Annotated in this window: 17 protein-coding genes, 1 tRNA gene and 2 pseudogenes; 13 read left to right on the top strand and 7 right to left on the bottom strand. The window is 65.4% G+C overall.

Features of this window, described 5'->3' with window-relative positions; all coding sequences use genetic code 11:
• The 6 genes and pseudogenes from SB772_RS33055 (at position 1) to SB772_RS33030 (ending at position 3,969) form a co-directional block, all read left to right on the top strand.
• Positions 1-76, top strand: a tRNA-Asn gene (locus SB772_RS33055).
• Positions 77-302: 226 nt separating this feature from the next.
• Positions 303-782 carry a CreA family protein gene (locus tag SB772_RS33050; protein WP_410837338.1) on the top strand — a complete coding sequence of 160 codons (480 nt, stop codon included), beginning with the start codon at positions 303-305 and terminating at the stop codon, positions 780-782.
• A 99-nt stretch (positions 783-881) separates the two neighbouring features.
• Complete coding sequence (locus tag SB772_RS33045; protein ID WP_410837337.1) at positions 882-1,709, top strand: AraC family transcriptional regulator; 828 nt, start codon at positions 882-884, stop codon at positions 1,707-1,709.
• Between the two features lie 71 nt (positions 1,710-1,780).
• A pseudogene (locus tag SB772_RS33040) lies at positions 1,781-2,533 on the top strand (AzlC family ABC transporter permease); the annotation flags it as partial.
• 71 nt (positions 2,534-2,604) lie between these two features.
• Positions 2,605-2,928 (top strand): AzlD domain-containing protein, encoded by a 324-nt coding sequence (locus tag SB772_RS33035; protein ID WP_410837336.1) that lies wholly within the window; start codon positions 2,605-2,607, stop codon positions 2,926-2,928.
• Between the two features lie 270 nt (positions 2,929-3,198).
• Positions 3,199-3,969, top strand: coding sequence for a DUF4088 family protein (locus SB772_RS33030; RefSeq protein ID WP_410837335.1), 771 nt, complete (start codon positions 3,199-3,201; stop codon positions 3,967-3,969).
• A gap of 78 nt (positions 3,970-4,047) precedes the next feature.
• Here the strand turns inward: SB772_RS33030 and SB772_RS33025 are convergent, their stop codons facing one another.
• Together SB772_RS33025 and SB772_RS33020 are read right to left on the bottom strand one after the other, a co-directional pair.
• Positions 4,048-6,177: an ATP-dependent helicase gene (locus SB772_RS33025; protein WP_410837334.1), complete on the bottom strand. Its 2,130-nt coding sequence runs from the start codon at positions 6,175-6,177 to the stop codon at positions 4,048-4,050.
• Positions 6,178-6,494: 317 nt separating this feature from the next.
• A complete protein-coding gene (locus tag SB772_RS33020) occupies positions 6,495-6,953 on the bottom strand; it encodes a hypothetical protein (RefSeq protein ID WP_410837333.1) in 459 nt (152 codons plus the stop codon).
• 304 nt (positions 6,954-7,257) lie between these two features.
• Between SB772_RS33020 and SB772_RS33015 the strand changes: the two genes are divergently transcribed.
• The 5 genes and pseudogenes from SB772_RS33015 to fumC all read left to right on the top strand — a co-directional run bounded on the left by SB772_RS33015 (position 7,258) and on the right by fumC (position 12,676).
• The gene (locus SB772_RS33015) at positions 7,258-7,476 is read left to right on the top strand and encodes an RNA-binding S4 domain-containing protein (protein ID WP_410837332.1); all 219 of its coding nucleotides are present in this window, start codon (positions 7,258-7,260) and stop codon (positions 7,474-7,476) included.
• A gap of 226 nt (positions 7,477-7,702) precedes the next feature.
• A complete protein-coding gene (locus SB772_RS33010; protein WP_410837331.1) occupies positions 7,703-9,115 on the top strand; it encodes an MATE family efflux transporter in 1,413 nt (470 codons plus the stop codon).
• Between the two features lie 114 nt (positions 9,116-9,229).
• Positions 9,230-9,538 (top strand): annotated as a pseudogene (locus SB772_RS33005) (bile acid:sodium symporter); the annotation flags it as partial.
• Positions 9,539-9,588: 50 nt separating this feature from the next.
• Positions 9,589-11,259: a phospholipase D family protein gene (locus SB772_RS33000; protein WP_410837330.1), complete on the top strand. Its 1,671-nt coding sequence runs from the start codon at positions 9,589-9,591 to the stop codon at positions 11,257-11,259.
• A 16-nt stretch (positions 11,260-11,275) separates the two neighbouring features.
• Positions 11,276-12,676 (top strand): class II fumarate hydratase, encoded by a 1,401-nt coding sequence (gene fumC / locus SB772_RS32995; protein ID WP_410837329.1) that lies wholly within the window; start codon positions 11,276-11,278, stop codon positions 12,674-12,676.
• Positions 12,677-12,779: 103 nt separating this feature from the next.
• Here the strand turns inward: fumC and SB772_RS32990 are convergent, their stop codons facing one another.
• The 4 genes from SB772_RS32990 to SB772_RS32975 form a co-directional block, all read right to left on the bottom strand.
• Positions 12,780-13,286 carry an acyl-CoA thioesterase gene (locus SB772_RS32990; RefSeq protein WP_410837328.1) on the bottom strand — a complete coding sequence of 169 codons (507 nt, stop codon included), beginning with the start codon at positions 13,284-13,286 and terminating at the stop codon, positions 12,780-12,782.
• Between the two features lie 99 nt (positions 13,287-13,385).
• Complete coding sequence (locus tag SB772_RS32985; protein ID WP_410837346.1) at positions 13,386-14,453, bottom strand: GlxA family transcriptional regulator; 1,068 nt, start codon at positions 14,451-14,453, stop codon at positions 13,386-13,388.
• Positions 14,453-15,706 carry an MFS transporter gene (locus SB772_RS32980; RefSeq protein ID WP_410837327.1) on the bottom strand — a complete coding sequence of 418 codons (1,254 nt, stop codon included), beginning with the start codon at positions 15,704-15,706 and terminating at the stop codon, positions 14,453-14,455. The genes SB772_RS32985 and SB772_RS32980 overlap by 1 nt, the downstream gene beginning before the upstream one ends.
• A 136-nt stretch (positions 15,707-15,842) precedes the next feature.
• Positions 15,843-15,983, bottom strand: a complete 141-nt coding sequence (locus tag SB772_RS32975) for a hypothetical protein (RefSeq protein ID WP_410725042.1) — start codon at positions 15,981-15,983, stop codon at positions 15,843-15,845.
• 202 nt (positions 15,984-16,185) lie between these two features.
• Here SB772_RS32975 and SB772_RS32970 point away from each other — a divergent pair, with 202 nt between their 5' ends.
• Together SB772_RS32970 and SB772_RS32965 are read left to right on the top strand one after the other, a co-directional pair.
• Positions 16,186-16,899, top strand: coding sequence for an ArsR/SmtB family transcription factor (locus SB772_RS32970; RefSeq protein WP_410837326.1), 714 nt, complete (start codon positions 16,186-16,188; stop codon positions 16,897-16,899).
• Between the two features lie 182 nt (positions 16,900-17,081).
• Positions 17,082-19,781, top strand: a complete 2,700-nt coding sequence (locus tag SB772_RS32965) for a DUF6600 domain-containing protein (RefSeq protein WP_410837325.1) — start codon at positions 17,082-17,084, stop codon at positions 19,779-19,781.
• A 91-nt stretch (positions 19,782-19,872) separates the two neighbouring features.
• On the opposite strand, the gene SB772_RS32960 is transcribed toward SB772_RS32965, so the two are convergent.
• Positions 19,873-20,844: a thymidylate synthase gene (locus SB772_RS32960; RefSeq protein WP_410837324.1), complete on the bottom strand. Its 972-nt coding sequence runs from the start codon at positions 20,842-20,844 to the stop codon at positions 19,873-19,875.
• Positions 20,845-20,940: the final 96 nt, after the last annotated feature.

Here is a 20,940-nt window from a genome sequence, read left to right as displayed (position 1 = left end):
TCCTCGATAGCTCAGTCGGTAGAGCGCCGGACTGTTAATCCGTAGGTCCCTGGTTCGAGCCCAGGTCGAGGAGCCAAAATTTCGAAGGCCCGCATCCGTGCGGGCCTTTTTGTTTTGCTTCGCTGGATCGAATGTTCCGGGAGGACGGTGACTCGCTTAAGTCTCGATGCAAGGGCGGCGAACGGCCTATATCGTTCGCCCTCGCCCTTTGACCGGCACACCCGTTATACGATGGCGTTTCTCCGTGCGCGTCTCGTGTCCGACCCTCGCGCCTAACTCTCGCGTTCATTCCCGGCAATCCGATGAAATCCACCTTGTTGCGTGTCTCGCTCGCGGCCACCGCCTGCGCCCTGTTGCTGGCGCTCGCACACAGCGAAGAAATCGGCAGCGTCAATACCAACTTCCGCGTGACGGGTTCCGACCGGGTGGTCGTCGAAGCCTATGACGATCCGCTCGTCGCCGGCGTGACCTGCTACGTGTCGCGGGCACGCACCGGCGGCATCAAAGGCACGCTCGGCATCGCCGAAGATCCGACTGAAGCGTCGATCGCCTGCCGGCAGATCGGCACGATTCGCTTTACCGGACCCGTGAAGCAGCAATCCGATGTGTTCTCCGTGAGCATGTCGCTGATTTTCAAGTCGCTGCACGTGGTACGCGTGGTCGACGCGAAGCGCAATACGCTCGTCTATCTGACCTACAGCGATCGCATCGCCACCGGCAGCGCGAAAAACAGCGTGACCGCCGTGCCGATGCCGGCCGGCACCACGATCCCGCTCAAGTGATCGCCACGCTACGGCAAAACACACCCGACGGACGCATTGGCAAACGCACCGGCAGCGGCCACAGCGCGCTAAACTGACCGGTCCTGCCAGACTTCAATCATGACCGCCCATCGCTTCCAGGATTCCGCCCGCTACTGGCGCACGCCGCTTTTGCCCGGCGCGGACCTGCTCACGGCCGAATATCACGATCACGAGTTCACGCCGCACTGGCACGACGCATACACGATTCCGGTGATCGTCGCGGGTGCCGAGGGCTATCGGTATCGTGGCGCGGATTATGTCGCCGAAGCGGGCAGCGTGCCGATCATCAATCCTGGCGAGTTGCACACCGGCTCGAAGGCGGTCGAGGCGGGCTGGCGGTATCGCGTGATGTACGCGCCGGTCGACTTCATCCACGCGCTCGCCAATGAAGTTGCCGGCCGGCCGCAAGCCTTGCCGTGGTTTGCGCCCGGCGTGATCCGCGACCCCGACCTGGCGCAGCGGCTGGCGCGCGCACATCGTTTGCTGGAGGCCGGCGACGATCCGCTCGCCGCCGAAGCCGCGATGCTCGACGCTTTGTCCACGCTGCTGGTCCGCTACTCGCAAACGCAGCCGGAACCGTCGCGCGTCGCGACGGACGACGCCCGCGTGGCGACCATGAAAGAGCGCCTGACCGGCGACCTCGCGGCGCCGGTCACACTCGCCGAAGTCGCGCAGGCGGCGGGACTCTCGCCATTTCACGCGGCGCGCCTCTTCGCGCAGACTACCGGCCTGCCGCCGCATGCGTGGCGCAACCAGGTGCGCTTGCAGCGTGCGTTGGCGCCGTTGCGCGCCGGCGTTTCCGTGACGGATGTCGCCGCGGCCAGCGGCTTCACGGATCAGAGCCATTTCACGCGGCATTTCCGCCGCATGTTCGGCGTGCCGCCCGGACGCTGGCAGGGCACTTGAGGCGCCACCGCAAGAACGTACAAGCCCGGATCGGAACCGCTCGCTATGCTTCCCGAATCCAGGAGGCAAGATTGACCCACCCCAACCCAGGCCAGCCCTCGCACGCAGGCCACTTAAAAGAATTCTCCGCCGGCGCGCGCGACATCATCCCGATGATGGTCGGCGCGGCGCCCTTCGGCGTGATCTTCGGCACGCTGGTCGCAACCGGCCCGCTACATCTATGGCATGGCCAGTTGATGTCGCTGGTCGTGTTCGCCGGCTCCGCCCAGTTCATCGCGCTCGGCCTGATTGCCGGTCACGCGAGCTTTGCAGTGATCTGGGCGACCACTCTCGTCGTCAATCTGCGCCACGTGTTGTACAGCGCGACGCTCGCGCCGCATGTCGCGCATCTGCCGGCACGCTGGCGCTGGGCGCTCGGCGCGCTCCTCACGGACGAAGTCTTTGCGGTCGCGTGGGAACACTACCGGCATCGGACGCCCGGCACGGTCGGCCCGCACTATTTCTTCGGCGCGGGTCTGGCCATGTATCTGAACTGGCAGATCTGGACGGTCGCCGGCCTGCTGTTCGGCGCGGCCTTTCCGGGCCTGCAATCGCTCGGGCTCGATTTCGCGATGGTCGCCACCTTCATCGCGATCGTCGTGCCGCAACTCGTCGCGCTGCGCTATCTCGCCGCCGCCGTCACCGCAGGCGCGCTGGCGTTCTTCTGGCAGGCGTGGCCGTACAAACTCGGGTTGCTCGGCGCGGTGTTCGCGGGCGTGGCAATCGGTGTCTTGCTGTCGACGCCGCGACTTGGGCGAGGCACGCGGGGTAGCCGCGAAAATTCGAGCAAAACCTCGCGGGAAAGCCCGCGGAAAATCTCGCAAGGAGCCTCGCAGGAAACCGCGGAGGCGTCGCAATGCGCTACGTCGTCCTGATCTTCGGTATGGCGGTCATCACGTGGGTGATCCGCGCCGCCGTCTTCGTGCTCGGCGACCGGCTGGTGTTTCCGCCGCTCTTGCGCACCGCGCTCGGTTTCGTGCCGGTCACCGTGCTGACGGCGATCATCGTGCCGATGGCGGTCTCGCCGCACGCCAACGGCGCCGAGTTGAGCTGGCGCAATCCGCAACTGGTCGGGGCGCTGGCCGCCATCGTCGTCAGCGCGCTGACGCGGCGGCCACTCCTGACCATCGCGGTCGGCCTGACGGTCTTTTTTGTCTGGCAGTGTGTCGTGCTTAAATAAGTGCACAGGGCGTCGAAGCAGGCATAGGCGCCGCGCCCGCGCCCCGCGCCGACGCATCGCTCTAAAAGCCACCGCCGATCGCCCCACACCCTTAAGTTTTCCCTGAATCCGCCGTTATGAAGTCGAGGTCCGCTCGTCGGGATGCGTCCCGCTGGTTACGCGGCAACAGGCAGGAATCAACCGCGCCGGCATTGGCGTCGCGTCTCACGGGGTCCGTGTGCGAACGGACGGCATGACGATGCAGCGCGGCAGGACCAAACGGGATAACACATGGGTCAAATCACCCTCACACTCAAAGACGAGACCATTGCGACGCTGCGCAAGGATTTCGACGCTTTTCTGCGGGTATCGCTGAAGCTCGATCCGCAGTTCGCGACGCCGTCTTTCGAGGACTTTTTGCGCGCCAAGCTGCTCGACAATATGGTGCCGCTGACCGAACACGCGGTGCAGCGGATGTTGCAGGGTGGTCAGTACGCGTGGGCAAAACGCACGCTCGACAAGGAATTCCCGGACGTCGTCGCGATCCTGATGCGGCAGGCGGGTGAGTTCGGCTTCGGCTTCGCGGCGCGTTCGGAATGGACGCCGGAAGAGCTGGCAAAGCAGTGCCGCGACTGGGCGGCTGCGATCGTCAAGGAAGCGGAAGGCGACGCGGTGCTGATCGATCCGCTGGCGGCGCAGATCAAAAGCGCCGCACAGGACATTCAGGCGCTCGAGGAAGTCATGCAGACGCCGGCCTGGCGGCTGGTGGAATCGTTGCGCCAGCGCGTGTACGAAGCCAAGGTGGCGTGCGAAACGAGCGTGGGCAGCACCGCGCGCGAAAAGCTTGGCGAACTGCGCGGGCTGCTGCGCCTGGGCATTTCGCACGGCTCGTTCCAGAAGCAGGAAGCGCAGCAGATCATGGAGTATCTGCGTTTGCTAAAGCCGGAAATCTTCGTCGACGAACCGTACGACGTGTTCTCGCGCCTCGCCGCATGGCTGCGCAATTTCTTCGTGCCGCCGCGTCCGCTGCCGCAACAGCCGCAACAACGGCAGTCGCGCTAACGGCCGCCGGGATGGCCGGCGCGGCTTGAGTCGCCGGGAGGCCACACGACCCGCGGCTTCCAACCCCGCCGAACCGCGTCAATCCCACATCTTCCTGAGTTTCGCCCCAATCTCGATCTTGGCCTGCGCAGCCGCGGCCAGCCCCGCCGCTGTCGGCGCGCTCGGCACCGGCACGCGCGGCCACGCATAGGCGTCGAACAGCGACATCAGATACGCCGGAATAAAGCGCGTGCGCGACGCCCACACGTGACGGTCGCCCATATGCGTCTGGTTGTGCACGTAAAAACGCTGCGGCACGACGATATGCAGATCTTCCTTCGCGCGCGTCATCGCCACGTATAACAGGCGACGCTCCTCGTCGATTTCTTCGTCGCTGCCGGTGCCGAGATCGGACGGAATGCAGCCGTCGACGCCGTTCAGCACGAACACGTTGCGCCACTCCTGCCCTTTCGCCGAATGGATTGTGGACAGGATCAGGTAGTCCTCGTCGATCAGCGGCACGCCGGATTCGTCGCTGGTGGCATCGGGCGGATCGAGCGTCAATTCGGTCAGAAAGCGTTCGCGCGACGGGTACGTGCCCGCGATGCTTTCCATCTGCAACACGTCCGCGTGACGGATCGCCGCGTCCTCGTGGTTGCGCTCGAGATGCGGCTCGTACCAGCGCCGCACCATTTCGAACTCCGCCGGCCAGGGCGTCTGCCGGCCGTACACGCTCGCCATGAGCTTCACGAACGGATGCCAGTCTTCCTGCGCGCGAGCGGGCGGCGCGAACACGGCCAGCGCAGCGCCGGCGGTATCCGCCGGATTGCCGGCACCGGCGTGCGCGACGACCTCGTCGAGCACCTTCGCCGCGGTGGCCGGCCCGACGCCCGGCAGCAATTGCACGACGCGAAAACCGGCGACGCGGTCGCGCGGATTCTCCGCCCAGCGCAGCACCGCCAGCACATCCTTGACGTGCACCGAATCGAGAAACTTCAGGCCGCCGAATTTCACGAACGGGATGTTGCGCCGGGTCAGTTCGATTTCGAGCGCGGCGCTGTGATGCGCGGCACGAAACAGCACCGCCTGCGACTTGAGCTTCATGCCCTGCTCGCGCGCTTCGAGCACCTGTTCGACGATGTAGCGGGCCTGATCCGCTTCGTCGGCGACCGTCACCAGACGCGGGCGCTGCGCCGAGGCCTTGTCGGTCCATAGATTCTTGGTGTAGCGCTCGCTGGCGAGTTCAATCACTGCGTTCGACGCTGCCAGAATCGGCCCGGTCGACCGGTAATTGCGCTCGAGCGTGATCTGTTTGGCGGGCGGATTGAAGTGCGCGGGAAAATCGAGAATGTTGCGTACGGTAGCGCCGCGAAACGAATAGATCGACTGGGCGTCGTCGCCGACCACCGTCAGCCCACGGCCATCGGGCTTCAGGGCGAGCAGGATCGACGCCTGCAAGCGGTTGGTGTCCTGATACTCGTCGACCAGCACGTGATCGAAGCGCGCCGACAGATCCGCCGCGATCGACGGCTCGGTGGCCATATGCGACCAGTAGAGCAGCAAATCGTCGTAGTCGAGCACGTTTTGCTTCTGCTTCGCATCGACGTAGGCGGCAAACAGCATGCGCAGATCGGCTTCCCACTCGCGGCACCAGGGAAACGCGTGATTGAGCACGTCGGCAAGCGACGCGCCGGTGTTCACGACGCGCGAGTAGATCGCGAAGCACGTGCCCTTCGCCGGGAAGCGCCGCTCTTTCGCCGACAAGCCGAGCTCGTGGCGCACGAGATTCATCAGGTCGGCCGAATCCTCGCGGTCGTTGATCGTGAAGGCCGGCGCGAGGCCGATCAGTTCCGCGTACTCGCGCAACAGCCGCGCGCCGACGCTGTGAAAGGTGCCCGACCACGTCAGCCCCTGCGCCAGCGCGGCGCGCGTGCCAAGCGCCGCGCCGGCGATGCGCGTGACGCGGCGGGTCATTTCGAGCGCGGCGCGGCGTGAAAATGTCAGCAGCAGTATGCGGCGCGGATCGGCGCCCTTGACCACCAGATTGGCGACCCGGTGCGCCAGCGTATTGGTCTTGCCCGAACCCGCGCCCGCTATCACCAGCAACGCGCCCAGGGGCTCGTTGGGCGTGCCGGCGCCGTACTCGACCGCTTCGCGTTGCGCGTCGTTGAGCTTGGCCAGCCAGGCGGCGGTATCGAACGGCAGCGGGGATTCGGCGACGGTGGGCACAGTGGATTGGGCGCAGGCGTGGTGGGGTGAAACCAGTTAAAGAACGGGCGACGCATACTGTATATCCATACAACCCCAGCCGGCAAGCGACCTTTTTTCGCGGCGACTCCCCGGCCGCGGCGCCGCGCAAGCGCGCAAGGGCCGGCGCAAAAGCAATGGCCCGGGCGCAGGCGCGCACCGGACCATTTTTGCAGCGAGGGAGCAAGACACTTGCCCCCTTCGACTGACGCCTGTCACTTCTGCGGTGCAAGCGTCTTCTTTCAGGCGCTGCGCCACGCCATCAGCGGCTCGGCACAGCGCGACTGGTGCTTCCTTCGTTAGTGCTTCACATCTGCGCCGTTATCTTGATCGGCGGCCTGGCCTTGCATGTTCATCTTCATTTCGTTATTGGCGGCTTGCTTGTCCGCCTTCTGGTTGATCTTGGCGTTGCGCACCTGTTGGTTGTATTGCGACTTGGCAGCCTTTTGCTGTTCCTTCAGCTCGGCCTTCGACGACTTCTTTTGCGTCCGGTATTCGGCATTAGCCTGCGCGTCGGCGTCGCGCTTCTGAACCAGCGGATCGGTCGAGCCCGGCGCCGTCAGACGGGTCGGCGCAGGCGTTGCCGGCTGCACGCCCTGCGCGGCAGGCGCTGCGGGCGCGAGATCGGCGCCTTGGGTCTGAACCTGTGCCTGGCCGGACATGCCGGCGGCCGGTTGCGCGGCGGTTTGCGCGACAGCGGCGGTCGCGGCAAAGGCAGTGAGGGCGGTACCGATCAGGAGCGTACGAATCTGGGTCATGATTGTTCCTCTCTAAGGCTGTCAGGAACGGGCATCGTGTCTGGCGTAACGCATCGATGCGTGCCTCGCCCGGTCTGCTAGCCACTGGAAAACGTGGGAAAAATCCAGCAGGCTTCTCTACCGACCTGCCATTTCTGAGTGAAGTTCATGAAAAACGCCCAGTGTTACGGAACGTTTCATTTTCTGACAAGTACATAACATCTGCTTGCAATTGCCTGCACGCGGTTGAATGCGCACATCGACTTCGATCCAGGGCAAGCTTCTGGCTTATGATGCGAACCCTTTGCCTGAAGGCGCAAACGCCATGCCAAACCTCGATTTCACACTGACCGGCGATTATGTCGAACTGCACAATCTCCTGAAGATAACGGGCCTCGCGGACAGCGGCGGCTCGGCAAAAATGATGGTCGCGGATGGTGCGGTGGCCGTCGACGGCCGGGTCGAAACGCGTAAGACCTGCAAGATCCGCGCGGGTCAGGTGGTGCTGCTCGGCGACACGCGGATCGCGGTGCACGAAGCTTGATGTGTGGGAACGCGGCACCCCGAGAATCCGGAGTCCGCATGCGCACCAAAATTGTGCCTGCTCCATCGACATCGCCGCGCCCAAGCAATAAGCTGTAGGTTTCGACAGACAAACAGTTAGCTGACAGCGACCCTGCGCGCCCGGCGGCCATCCCGTGTTGCGCCGCCGTCATCGCCGCGGTTCCGCTCACCGTCGGTCCGTCGCCACTTCCGCCGTTAAGCGCTCAATGACTCAATCCGGCTTCTCCCGGGTGGCCGTCCGGCCGCCGACCCTGACCCGGCACGCCGCCGACACCGCCCGTCTCGCCGCACCGCTCGCCATCGCGCAGCTCTCGCAAATGGCAATGGGCGTGACCGACACGATCCTGCTCGGCTCGCTCGGTCCCGACGCACTTGCCGCCGGCGGCCTCGGCGCCAACCTGTTCTTTGTCGTGGTCACACTGCTGCAAGGCGTGCTGACCTCGGTCAGCGTGAGCGTCTCGCACGCGCGCGGCGCGCAGGACGAGGGCCGCGTGCCGCATATCTACTGGACCGGCTTCCTACTTTCCGTGCTGTTGTCCGTGCCGGCGTTCTTCCTGCTGTCGTTCGCCAAACCGATCCTGCTGGCGTTCGGCGAGCCCGCGCTGCTCGCGCACAACGTCGGCGAATACGCGGCGGTCCTGCGCTGGGGTTCGCTCGGCAGTCTGATCGGCGTCGGCTTGATGCGCTCGTTCCTGCCGGCGATCGGTGCGGCGAGGCGGCTCCTGGGGGTGTCGCTCGCGGGCGTATTCGTGAACGGCTTTCTCAACTACGGACTGATCCACGGCGCCTATGGCCTGCCGCGGCTGGGCTTTCTCGGCTCGGCGGCGGCCACCACGATCACGGTCTGGTTGAGCGCGCTGGTCTTGATGGCGCTGCTGCATCTGCGGCCGCGCTATAAACATTTCGTCGTCGCGACGCGGCCGAACGTGCCGTTGATGGGCGAACTATTCGGCATCGGCTGGCCGGTTGCGATCACCTACGGCGTCGAATCGACGTTGTTCCTCGCCACCGGCTTGATGGTCGGGTTGCTCGGCGAATCGCAACTGGCCGCGCATCAGATCGCGTTGAACGTCGCCTCGGTCGCCTTCATGGTGCCGCTCGCGATCGGCCAGGCGGCCAATGTGCGGGTCGGCTTCTGGTCCGGCGCCGGCCAGCCGCTCGCCGCGCGGCATGCGGGTTTCGTCGCGCTGGCGCTCGGCGTCGGCTTCATGACGCTGTCGGGCATCGTGCTGATCGCCGCGCCGCACTGGATCGTCGGGCTATATCTGCATCTCGACGACCCGGCCAACGCGGCGACGGTCGCACTGGCCAGTTCGCTGCTCGGCGTGGCTGCGATCTTCCAGATCGTCGACGGCATGCAGACGGTCGGCTCCGGCTGCCTGCGCGGCTTGAAGGACACGCGCGTGCCGATGATTGCGGCGTCGTTCGGCTATTGGGTGATCGGCTTTCCGACCGGCTACACGCTGGCGTTTCACTTCGGTCTCGGCGCACGCGGCCTATGGTGGGGACTCGCGGCGGGCCTCGCCAGCGTCGCGCTGTTGATGACGCTGCGCTTTCACAAGCTGAGCTTGCGGCGCGTGCCGGCCACGCCTGCCGCGCCGCCCGCCCAGTCCGCATGATCTGGGCAAAGCACGGAATGCCGGTTGGCCGCGCCTTGGCCAGGCGCCACGATTCAGCAGTGTCTTCCTTGACACGCCTCCGAAAGGGTTTGAACCCGCGCACTGCGCGGGTTTCTCTTTGTGCTGTCGATTGTGATCGGGCCCTTCGTCGATCATCAGTCCGGCAAGATTGTGCGCAAGATCGAGCCGATTCTGCCGCTGATCTCGATGGTCGCGATTGTGCTGATTATCGGCGCGGTGGTAGGCGGCACGCGGAAGAACATTGCGGCGCTCGGCAAGCGCTACTTCATGCCTATTGTGGCGTTGCCGGGGGCACTGTTTTCGTTGTGGCATAACCTTTCCGGCTCGTTGCTTGCTTGTTATTGGGCGGGACGTCCCGCTAAAGGGTCTACGCATCCGGATGGCGAGCGGGTGTTGAATGCCGTAGTGCACAGACAAAAAGCGCCGCGAAGATCAACAAGGGAGAAAGCATCGTGCCGTGGCATCAAAACCAGGACCCCCAGGCCGCACAGCGGCATCAGTTCGCCCGCGGCAGCGCCCTGACCGCGATGAGACGTTTCTTCCTGCTGTGCTGCGCAACAGCATTTTTGTCCGCCTGCGCAAGCAGACCACCTGCCACCGCGTTCGACCGCCCAATCTCCCACGCACTGCCCGCAACCGAAACAACGCCGCTTCGCACGGCCCTTGCGCCGCTAGAGCGCACCCACCCGAACCAGTCAGGTTTTCGAGTACTGTCGAATGGCACCGACGCACTGCAAATGCGCATCGCACTCGCCCGCGCGGCGACCAGAACGCTGGACATGCAGTACTACGTCGCCAACGAAGACACCACCGGCAAGCTGTTGCTCGGCGCCGCACTCTATGCAGCCGATCACGGCGTGAGAGTCCGCATGCTGGTCGACGATCTGAACTTCAAGGACATTGACCGCGTGATGGCCGGCCTGAATTCGCACGACAACATCGAGATCCGCGTGTTCAATCCGTTCGGCAGCGCGCAGGAAGACGTGTTCGAACGCACCGCCAACCTGTTCACGCGGATCGGTCATTTCACGCGCCGCATGCACAACAAGGCGATGACCGCGGACAACCAGGTGTCGATTGTCGGCGGCCGCAATCTCGGCGACGAATATTTCAGCGCCAGCAACACGCTGCAGTTCCGCGACATCGACGTGCTGGCTGCTGGCCCGATCACCGCCGACATCTCCGCCAGCTTCGACGATTACTGGAACAGCAGCCTCGCCTATCCGCTACGCGTGCTGAACAAGCAGAAGTTCGATGCGAAGGAACTCGATGCAACACGCGACGAGCTTCGCCAGCATTGGCGCACCTATGCCGATCCGTACAACGCGAAGCCGCTGAATGCCACGCCGCTTGCCTCGCAAATCGCGCGAAACCAGCTCGGCCTGACGTGGGCACCGGCCGAATTCAAAGCAGACGTGCCGGAAAAGATCGAACATCCGTCGCCGGACTACGTCAGTCCGCCCATGAAGCGGCTCGCCGAACTGATGCAGGACGCGCACAAAGATTTTCTCATCGTTTCGCCCTACTTCGTACCGCACGAAGCGGGCGTCAAAGCGGCAGGCCAGCTGACGCGGCGCGGTGTGCGCGTGGCAGTCCTCACCAACTCGCTCGCCGCGACCGACGCGGTCGCCGTGCAAGCCGGCTACAGTCCGTTTCGCATACCGTTGCTGCAACAGGGTGTGGAGTTGTATGAATTCAAACCGCAGCAGAACACGCCAGAAGCCGGGTCCGGCATCGGCGGTTCACGTTCGCGAGCCAGCCTGCACGCGAAAACCTATGTGATCGATCGCCGGATTCTGGTGATCGGCTCGATGAATCTCGATCCGCGCTCGGCTCATCTGAACACTGAATTGGCGCTGGTGATTCACAGTCCGCCGCTCGCCGAACAGGTCGCGCATATATTCGATAACTCGATCGCGCCGGAAGCAAGCTATCGCGTAACGCTCGCGGACGACGCGCAACTCGCGTATCTGCGCTCGATCGGCGCGCCGCTGTCGCGGCTCGTCTGGACCGACGTCGAGGACGGCGCCCGGCGCACTTACATCTTCGACCCGCAAGCGGGTTTTAACCGGAATGCGCTAACGGGACTATTCTCCCTATTGCCTGTCAACGCACAACTTTGAGAAGCGGAGTGGAACCATGACCGAAGACGTACGAATGGAGCGCGACACGTTCGGCGAAATCGCTGTACCGAACGCCCGGCTTTGGGGCGCGCAGACGCAGCGCTCGTTGCAGAATTTCCGCATTTCGACCGAGAAGCAATCACCCGAACTGATCACCGCGCTGGCCGTGATCAAGCGCGCCGCCGCCGAAGTGAACCTGGGCCTCGGCGTGCTCGACGAAGGCAAAGCCAAGGCGATCATGCAGGCCGCCGACGAAATCGTCGACGGCAAGCATCCGGACGAATTCCCGCTCGCGGTCTGGCAAACCGGCTCCGGCACGCAGACCAACATGAATCTCAACGAGGTGATCGCGAATCGCGCGAGCGAGCTGCTCGGCGGCGAGCGCGGCGAAGCGCGCAAAGTACATCCGAACGACGATGTTAATCGCGGCCAGTCTTCGAACGACGTGTTTCCAACCGCCATGCACGTGGCCGCCGCCTATGGCATCGTCAAGCATCTGCTGCCCGCGCTTAAAGTCCTGCGCGACACGCTCGACGGTAAGGCGAAAGCGTTCGCCGACATCGTCAAGATCGGCCGCACCCACTTGCAGGACGCGACGCCGCTCACGCTCGGCCAGGAGTTTTCAGGGTATGTCGCGCAACTCGATCAGGGCATCCGTCATGTCGAATCGGCGCTGCCGCATCTGTACGAACTCGCGCAAGGCGGCACGGCGGTCGGCACCGGCTTGAACGCGCATCCGCAGTTCGCGGACAAGGTCGCCGCAGCGATCGCCAGGCTGACCGGCGTGCCGTTCATATCGGCGGCAAACAAATTCGAAGTGATGGCCGCGGCCGACGCGCTGGTGTTCGCGCACGGCGCGTTGAAAACGGTGGCCGCAAGCCTTAACAAGATCGCCAACGATATCCGCTGGCTTTCGAGCGGCCCGCGTTGCGGGCTCGGCGAGCTGTCGATTCCGGAGAACGAACCGGGCAGCTCGATCATGCCGGGCAAGGTCAATCCGACCCAGTCCGAAGCATTGACGATGCTATGCGCGCAAGTGTTCGGCAACGACGTCGCGGTGAATATCGGCGGTGCGAGCGGCAACTTCGAGTTGAACGTATTCCGGCCGATGATCGCGCACAACGTGCTGCAATCGATCCGTTTGCTCGCCGAGGGCGCACACAGTTTCAACGACAACTGCGCGGTGGGGATCGAGCCGAATCGCGAGCGTATCGATACGTTGCTCAACGAATCGCTGATGCTGGTGACGGCGCTCAATCCGCACATCGGCTACGACAAAGCCGCGAAGATTGCCAAGCAGGCGCACAAGGAAGGCACGACGCTGAAGGCGGCGGCGCTTGCGCTCGGCTTCGTCACCGAGCAGCAGTTCGACGAATGGGTGCGGCCGAAAGATATGGTCGGGCATCCGGCGGCCTGATCGGGTCGAATGCCGCTGTGAGCCTGGCGGCGGGCTGCGCCAACAGACTCATCGCGCGGCCTGCCCATGACGCCTGTCACGCCTGTGATATCCGAAGAGACGCTTAAACCTTCCCCTGCGCCACTTCTTCCGGCTTGAGTTCGACGATCGCGTCGAGCGCTTCCTTCACGTCCATCGCGTACTTCGCCAGACGCTTCTGTTCATCCGTTTGCGGCATGAACGCGGGCACCGGCACCGGGTGGCCGTTTTCGTTGACGGCGACCATGACGACGAGGCAATCCGTGGTTTGCAGCAGCTCGCCGCCCTTCGGATCGCCCGCCTGCACCGACACGTGTATATGCATGCTGGTGCGGCCCGTCGCGACAACCCGGGCACGCAGTTCGACCAGATTGCCGACCAGAATCGGCCGGCGAAACCGGATGTTGCCGACGCTGACCGTCACGCAATAGCGCCCCGACCACACCGCCGAGCACGCATACGCCGTCTCGTCGATCCACTTCATCAAGGCGCCGCCGTGCACCTTGCCGCCGAAGTTGACCGAGCTGGGCTCGGCGAGAAAGCGGAAAGTGGTTTCGGAACGGTCCAACGGCGCTAAGGCAGGGGTGCTCATCTTGACTCCGGTCAATCGGATGCATTGAAAGGAGCCGATTATACGAGCGCAATATTGACTTCGTCGCGAGATAGGCCGACTCGCCGTTCGCATCGCCGCTCAACCCGCCGCCGAAGCCGCCACGCGCGGCGGCACCACCGCCGACGCAAAGCGCTCCCGGTAATCGAGCGGCAGCACGCCGAAACGCCGCACAAACGCGCGCCGCAAGTTCTGTTCGCTGCCGAAACCACAATCGAGCGCGATCCGCTTGAGCGGCCGGCGCGACTCCGCCAGCGCGCGCGAGGCCGCCTCCAACCGCAGCGCCGACACGGTTTTCGCCGGCGTGCGGCCGACCTCGTCGGCGTAGCGCCGCGCGAAAGTGCGCGGACTCATCTGCGCGCGCTCGGCCAGCCGCTCGACCGACAGATCATCGCGCAGATGCGCCGCCATCCAGCTATGCAGCGCCTCGAACGGCCCGCCTGCCGATGCCTGTGCCGCCAGCGCCGCGCTGAATTGCGACTGGCCGCCGGGCCGCTTCATGAATACGACGAGACGCCGCGCCGCCTGCATCGCGACCGCGTGGCCCACGTCTTCTTCGATCAGCGCGAGCGCCAGATCGATGCCTGCCGTGACACCCGCCGACGTCCAGATCACACCGCCCGGACCCTGATCCGTGCTTTCACGCTCGTCGCGAATGAAGATCGGATCGGCATCCACCTGCACTTTGGGGAAGCGGCGCGCGAGGTTTGCCGCGTTGCGCCAATGGGTCGTCGCGCGGCGGCCGTCGAGCAGGCCCGCTGCCGCGAGATAGAAGGCGCCGGTGCACACCGAGCAGACGCGGCGCACCTGCGGCGCGCGGCGTTTGATCCACGCGACGAGCGCCGGCTGCAAGGTGCTGTGTTCGTCGATCGGGACGCCGGGGACGATCAGCGTGTCGATCACCTGGTCGTCGAGCGAGTCGAGCCGCTCGGTGACGACCGGCAGGCCGGGAAAGGTTTGCAGCACGCCGCCGTCGATCGACGCGACGGTGGTGCGGTAGGCCACCGGCGCCACGGGCTTGCCGCCGGATTCGGCAGCAACGGCTGCGGCAACGGTCAGTTCGGCGCGGCAGAACGCTTCGAGCGGCCCGCTCGCGTCGAGCAGCACGAGCTCGGGTGCGACCGCGAAGACGATGTGGCGAACCGGCATCATGAAAGCACCGCCGCCGAGCGCTTTCGCGACCACGCGTACCCGAGCGTCGCAAGCGCCGCCACGCCCAGCAGCGGAAAAACCGCCGCATTGATCGTCGCCCAACCGAAATGCGCGAGCAATTGCCCGGCGGATAGCGAACCCAGCGCGGAACACGCAAAGGTCGTGAATTCGCTGGCCGCCTGAGTCTTGGCGCGCTCGGACGGACGATACGATTGCGCGAGCAGCGTCGTGCCGCCGACAAACATGAAATTCCAGCCCACGCCAAGGCACGCGAGCGCCGCGTAGAAGTGCGGCAGATCGGTCGAACGCAACGCGAACACCCCGCACAGCGCCGACAGCGCGATCCCCGCACCGATCACCGGCAGCACGCCGAAACCCTTGATCAGCCGCGCGGAAAACAGCGACGGCGCGAACATGCCGACCAGATGCCATTGAATGATCGCCGCGCCGTCGCCGATGGTGTGGCCGCAGGCGACCGCGGCAATCGGCGTCGCGGTCATCACGAACATCATGACCGCGTAGCCGAGCGCGTTGTTGGCGAGCGCCGCGGCGAAGATCGGCTGACGCACGATCTCGCCAAGCGGCCGCGCGGGCGCGTGAGCCATCGTCGCGCTCGCGGACGGCACGGCGTTGCGATACAGCAGCGCCAGCAACGCCATCGACGCCAGGCCGAAGCCGGTGACGAGCGCATACGAGCCCGCGAACGCGACTGGCGCGAGCCAGTCCTTGCTCCACGCCGCCAGCAGCGGCCCGCAGACGGCGGCCACCACGCCGCCGGTGAGCACCGTCGAAATCGCCCGGCTTTTACCGTCGATGCCGACGGCATCGGCAGCCGCCAGCCGGTAATACTGCGCGAACGCCTGAAACACGCCGACCGTTGCCGTACCGGCGCAGAACGCCCAGAAACTGTGGTGAAAGATCGCCCATACCGACACCATGCCGCCCAGCGCGCCGACGCCCGCGCCGAGCATGAAGCCCGCGCGCCGCCCGATGCGCGCCATCAGGAACGACGCGAAGATCGTGGTCAGCGCGGCAGCGACGGTGATCAGCGAAAACGGCAGCGTCGCGAACGCCTTGTCGTCGGCGAGCGTATAGCCGACGAGACCGGTCAGCGTCAGATCGATTGAAACGGACGAGGTGTACAGCGCCTGGCAAACCGCCAGCACGCGCGCGGCGCGCCGGCCGTGCGGATCGGAATGACGGGAATCGGCCTCAGCGGCGGAAAAAGTGGCAGCAGCGGATGGCGGCATCGATCGGGCCTCGGGCGGCGGAAGTGGCGATGCCTGAATCGTCACACGGCCGGTGATGGCAGAAATGACAATGATGCATCAATTCCAGCCAGCCATCTTCATGACCCGCCACAAACCGCGATCACGACCATCGGGCTTACTTATGAAAGGTGACGCCTTCGTCGATGGTGCCGTACATGGTGATGCTGCCCATACCCGGACCCGGCGAACCCGAACCGCCCTGCGCGCACGCACTGAGCAGCAAGGCTGCGGCGACGAGAGCAAGAAGAAGTTTCATGACAGCGTGTTCCTGCAAAGACAGGCTTCGATTCTAGCCTGGCGGCCCGGCGCCGCTCAGCAGGCCGCACTGGCGGCCCGCGCCACCGTCTTTTCGTAGCTGCTGCATTCCATCATTCACGCTAAGCTGAAACATCGAATACCGCAGACACATACAGTGGACTACATGGCGCCGTGCCCGCGCCACCCACCGGAGACGCCCGATGCCCGCCCCCCTCGCAGACGAACAGAATCACTTCCCGGGCTTGAGCCGGATCGGCGCGCTGCTCGCCGACCCGGGCCGCGCCGCGATGCTATGGGCGCTGATGGACGGCAGCGCCCGCCCGGCCGGCGAGCTGACGATGATCGCCGGGCTGTCGCCGTCGGCGGCCAGCGCCCATCTTGCGCGCTTGACCGACGGCGGCCTGCTCGCGCTAGAAGTGCGTGGCCGGCATCGCTACTTCCGGATCGCGTCGCCGGATATCGCGGCGTCGATCGAAGCGCTTGCCAACGTCGCGCAAGTCAGCGCGCAGCAGCGGCCCGTGCCGCGCCCGGTACGGACCGTGCCGCTCGACATGCGTTATGCGCGCACCTGCTACGACCATATGGCGGGCGAATTGTCGGTGCGCGTGTTCGAACGGCTGGTCGAGCGCGGCTTGTTGACGCTGCACGGCACGTCGCTCGAAGCAACCGCCGACGGCGCCGCCCGCTTCGCCGAATGGGGTATCGACGTGGGCGCCCAGCAGACCCTTCGGCGCCGCTTCGCCTGCACCTGCCCCGACTGGAGCGAGCGGCGTCCGCATCTGGGCGGCGCACTCGGCGCGGCGCTGCTCGATTCGTGGTCGGCCCATGGCTGGGTCGAGCGTACGGAGCGGCCGCGCATTCTGCGCATCACGCCGGCCGGTCATCGGCATTTCGATGCGTTTCTGGCCGCGTGAAGCGGTATATCGGCCCCGTTTCAATGACAGAAATGCCGCAGTCGCCTTACAAACAAAGGCATTGAGACCTTTTGTTACATGCTGGTGAGGTGGCCTTACAAAACTGGGGGCCTTGAAACAAAGCGTACGGGTAGAGTTATTTCACGGATGCCGCAAAATGCGGCGTTCGTTGGAGATAACCCATGAGAACAGGCACCGCATACCCCCATTCGACGCCGCGCGTCACCGGCTATACGCTGATCGCCGCCGCCTTCATGTTCGCGGCGCAAGCCACGCTCGCGCAGGAAATCCAGCAGGCGCCGCCGGGTGCCGCAGCACAGGCGGCTGCCAGCCAGAACACCGATCCGCCCGGACGCGTCGCGCGGCTGAATTACACGGCCGGCACCGTGACCACCGAACCGGCCGGCGCGACCGACTGGTCGTATGCGCAGATCAATCGCCCGCTCACGACCGGCGACCAGTTGTGGAACGACCAGAACGCGCGCTCCGAATTGCACATCGGCTCGACCGCGGTGCGCCTCGGCCAGTCCACGAGCCTCGACCTGCTGAATCTCGACGACAACAGCGCACAACTGAAAGTCGCGCAGGGTACGTTGTCGGCCCGCGTGCGCGAGCTCGCACCGGGCTCGTCGTACGAGATCGACACGCCGAATCTGGCGCTCGACCTGAACGGCCCCGGCGACTATCGCGTCGACGTCGCGCCGGACGGCAGCAGCACCACCGTCACCGTACGCAGCGGCAACGCAACCGTGTACGGTGACAGCGGCCAGGTGCCGATCGCCGCCGGTCAGCAGATCCGCTTTGCCGGCACCAACCTGCAACAGGTCGCCGACAACGGCGCGCCCGGGCTCGACGGCTTCGATCAATGGGCCGCGAGCCGCGACGCCGCGGAAGATCGCTCGGTGTCGGCGCGCTACGTGTCGCGCGAGATCCCGGGCTACCAGGATCTCGATGCCAACGGTACGTGGCGCAGCAGTCCGCAATACGGCGAGGTGTGGGTGCCGAATGCAACGCCCGCCGGCTGGGCGCCTTATCACGACGGGCACTGGGTATGGCAGGCGCCGTGGGGCTGGACCTGGGTCGACGACGCGCCTTGGGGCTTCGCGCCCTACCACTACGGCCGCTGGGCCTATGAAGACAACGCGTGGGCATGGGTGCCGGGCCCGGTCGTGGTCAGCGAACCGCCCGTATACGCGCCGGCGCTGGTCGCCTTCGTGGGCGGCGGTGGCGGCGGGGTCAACTGGGGCGTGAGCCTCGCGATCGGCGGTGCGGTCGCGGCCGGCTGCGCCTGGTTCCCGCTCGGCCCGGGTGAGCCGTGGCATCCGCACTGGGGCGATCACGATCACTGGAGCCCGCGTTACTACGATCGCGTCAACCGGACGACGATCGTCAACAACTACAACCACAACGTCAACACTCACAACACGTACATCAACTATCGCGCGCCGGGTGCCGTGACCGCGGTGCCGGCGACGGCTTTCGTGCACGGCCAACCAGTTGCGCGTTTTGCGCAGAAGGTCGATCCGCAGCAATGGCGCAATGCACGGATCAATCCGGGAGCCCCGGGGATCGCGCCGGTGCGGCAAAGCTTCGGGCCGGGGCTGCGTAATGCGAACTACCGGCCGCCTGCCGAAGCGGCATCGCGTGCGGTTGTTGCAACGCGCAATCCGGGCACACCGGCGACGTACCACGATAACCTCGCGCAACGTTTTGCGCAGAGCGGCGGACGGGTGCCGGGCGCAGGTGAGCCGATCGTGCGGACTTCCGTGCCGGCGCACTTCGCGGGCGCTCCGGGCGTGATGCCGGCGCAGAACGTGCGGGTCGTGCAATCGCATATCGCCGGCCGGACGCCGGGCGCGGCGCCGGGTGCGCCGGCTGCGCCTGGTACGTCGGGCGCGCCTAACGCAATGCAACAGGCCGGGCAGCGGCCGGGTGAGGCGCCGTTCAACGGTCAGCCGCAGCATGGCGGCGAAGCGCAAGCGCGGCCGGGCATGCCGCCGCAAATGGCTAATGAGCGGCCACAGCCCGGCCAGTCCGTTCATCCGACCAACGGCGTGCCGCGTCCGCCGCAAGCGGGCGGCGGCAATCCGAACGGCTTTGCGCAGCAGCAGCCGCAACGCGGGATGCCGGGGCAAGCGAACTTGCCGGCGGCCCAGCAGCCAGGTGCGAATCCGCCGAACGGTCGTCACGAGCCGGCATGGACACAGCCGCACACGCCGATGGCCCAGCAAGCGCAGCAGCATGGCGGCCCGCAGCAGCAGGCAGGACAGCCGGGTTTCGCGCCGCAACCCGGCGCGCAACCTAACGCAGGGATGCAGCAGCATGGCGCACCGCGTCCGACGGAGAACCCTGCCATGACGGCCCAGCAACAACACGGCCAGCCGCGCCCGGCGGACAACCCCGCTGCCGCCCAGCAAGCACGCCAGCCGGAATTCCATCCGCAATCGCAACCGCCGCAGATACAGCGTCAGCCGCAACCGCAACCGCAGCAGATACAGCGTCAGCCGCAACCGCAGCAGGTACAGCGTCAGCCGCAACCGCAACCGCAGGCGCCGCGCCCGCCGGAACTCCACGCCCAGCCGCAAGCGCCGCGGCAGCAGGAGTTCCGTCCGCAACCGGTACAACAGGTGCAGCAGCCCCAACCGCGTCAGGAGTTCCATCCGCAACCAGCGCCGCAGCCGCGTCCGCAACCGGTGCAGCAACCTCGCCCGCAGGTGCAACAGATGCAGCAGCAACCGCGTCCGGAATTCCATCCGCAGCCGGCGCCACAGCCGCAGCCGCGTCCGCAGCAGGTGCAGCAGCAACCGCACCCGCAACCGGCGCCGCAGCACACCGAGCAGCATTCGGGTGGCGGCAACCGTGACGAGCATCACAAGGGCTAAGCGCGGTCGAACCTCATTGTTTGACGGCAGCAAGAAAAACCCCCGCGATTCGCATCGCGGGGGTTTTTCTTTGTCCTAGGCCGTCAGACGCTCAGATCGCCATCGGCGCCGTCAGCGGCTCGTGATGGCGGTAACCGACCAGCGAGAAATCCGACGGTTCGATCTTCTCGAGCCATTCCGGCTCGTACACGCCGGTTTGCGCATAGTCCGGCACGCGATCCGCGATCGCAAAGGCCGGGCTCTCGTACGGCTCGCGCGTGAGCTGTTGCTGCAACATATCGAGCTGATTCTCGTAGATGTGAGCATCGCCGATGAAGTAGGTAAACCAGCGCGGCGTATAACCCGTCAACCGGCCAACCAGATGCAGCAAAGCGGCGCCTTCGGTCAGATTGAACGGCGTACCGAGCCCGACATCGTTACTGCGAATGTACAGGCATAGCGAAATTTCACGGCGCGCCACGTTCGGCAGGAACTGATAAAGCAGATGGCAAGCCGGCAACGCGATCTGGTCCAGCACCGCGGGGTTCCACGCATGAAACAGAATGCGCCGGTCGGCGGGATTCTGCATGATCGTGTCGAGACACTGTCGCAACTGGTCGATCGCTTTGTACAGCAGCACTTTGCGGCTGCCGTTTTCGTCGAATTCGGTGACGACCTGAAAGCCGCGCGCGGTAGCGTCGGCCAGCTGTGCGCTGGCGGTGGCGTCCAGCACCTTGTAGGCCGGCCATTGGCGCCACTGCACGCCGTACACGTCGCCGAGGTCGTCCGGGCCTTCGCGATACGGATTCGCGAGCCATTGCGGATTCTGGTTGGCGTTGGCGTCCCACACTTTGCAGCCGAGATCGCGAAAATCCGCCGCGCTGCGCGACGCGCGCAGAAACCCGACCAGTTCGCCCACCGCCGACTTGAACGCCAGCTTCCTGGTCGTGACCGCGGGGAAGCCCTGCTGGAGGTCGAAGCGCAACATCGCGCCCGGCATGCTGATGGTGCGGATGCCGGTGCGGTTCTCCTGCCACGTGCCGGTGTCGAGAATCGTGCGGACGAGGTCGAGGTATTGTTTCATGCGGGTTCCTTCGGCCGGCGCGCAGGCGCGCCGCGGAGATGAGCGGAAAACCCGATTTTAACAAGCGTAGCCGGGCCGCGCCCGGTCGCGGCTTGT

Origin of the sequence: Paraburkholderia sp. SIMBA_030 (assembly GCF_046535245.1) — a bacterium.
Taxonomy (GTDB): Bacteria; Pseudomonadota; Gammaproteobacteria; order Burkholderiales; family Burkholderiaceae; genus Paraburkholderia.
The sequence above is the reverse complement of the archived record's forward strand: the minus strand, read 5'-3'. Positions and strand labels throughout refer to the sequence as shown.

What these genes read in the sequence shown, in the direction of transcription:
- SB772_RS33050 (WP_410837338.1), top strand. Translation starts at nt 303, where the DNA reads ATGAAATCCACCTTGTTGCGTGTCTCGCTCGCGGCCACCGCCTGCGCC.
- SB772_RS33045 (WP_410837337.1), top strand. Translation starts at nt 882, where the DNA reads ATGACCGCCCATCGCTTCCAGGATTCCGCCCGCTACTGGCGCACGCCG.
- SB772_RS33035 (WP_410837336.1), top strand. Translation starts at nt 2,605, where the DNA reads ATGCGCTACGTCGTCCTGATCTTCGGTATGGCGGTCATCACGTGGGTG.
- SB772_RS33030 (WP_410837335.1), top strand. Translation starts at nt 3,199, where the DNA reads ATGGGTCAAATCACCCTCACACTCAAAGACGAGACCATTGCGACGCTG.
- SB772_RS33020 (WP_410837333.1), bottom strand. Translation starts at nt 6,953, where the DNA reads ATGACCCAGATTCGTACGCTCCTGATCGGTACCGCCCTCACTGCCTTT.
- SB772_RS33015 (WP_410837332.1), top strand. Translation starts at nt 7,258, where the DNA reads ATGCCAAACCTCGATTTCACACTGACCGGCGATTATGTCGAACTGCAC.
- SB772_RS33010 (WP_410837331.1), top strand. Translation starts at nt 7,703, where the DNA reads ATGACTCAATCCGGCTTCTCCCGGGTGGCCGTCCGGCCGCCGACCCTG.
- fumC (WP_410837329.1), top strand. Translation starts at nt 11,276, where the DNA reads ATGACCGAAGACGTACGAATGGAGCGCGACACGTTCGGCGAAATCGCT.
- SB772_RS32990 (WP_410837328.1), bottom strand. Translation starts at nt 13,286, where the DNA reads ATGAGCACCCCTGCCTTAGCGCCGTTGGACCGTTCCGAAACCACTTTC.
- SB772_RS32985 (WP_410837346.1), bottom strand. Translation starts at nt 14,453, where the DNA reads ATGCCGGTTCGCCACATCGTCTTCGCGGTCGCACCCGAGCTCGTGCTG.
- SB772_RS32980 (WP_410837327.1), bottom strand. Translation starts at nt 15,706, where the DNA reads ATGCCGCCATCCGCTGCTGCCACTTTTTCCGCCGCTGAGGCCGATTCC.
- SB772_RS32975 (WP_410725042.1), bottom strand. Translation starts at nt 15,983, where the DNA reads ATGAAACTTCTTCTTGCTCTCGTCGCCGCAGCCTTGCTGCTCAGTGCG.
- SB772_RS32970 (WP_410837326.1), top strand. Translation starts at nt 16,186, where the DNA reads ATGCCCGCCCCCCTCGCAGACGAACAGAATCACTTCCCGGGCTTGAGC.
- SB772_RS32965 (WP_410837325.1), top strand. Translation starts at nt 17,082, where the DNA reads ATGAGAACAGGCACCGCATACCCCCATTCGACGCCGCGCGTCACCGGC.
- SB772_RS32960 (WP_410837324.1), bottom strand. Translation starts at nt 20,844, where the DNA reads ATGAAACAATACCTCGACCTCGTCCGCACGATTCTCGACACCGGCACG.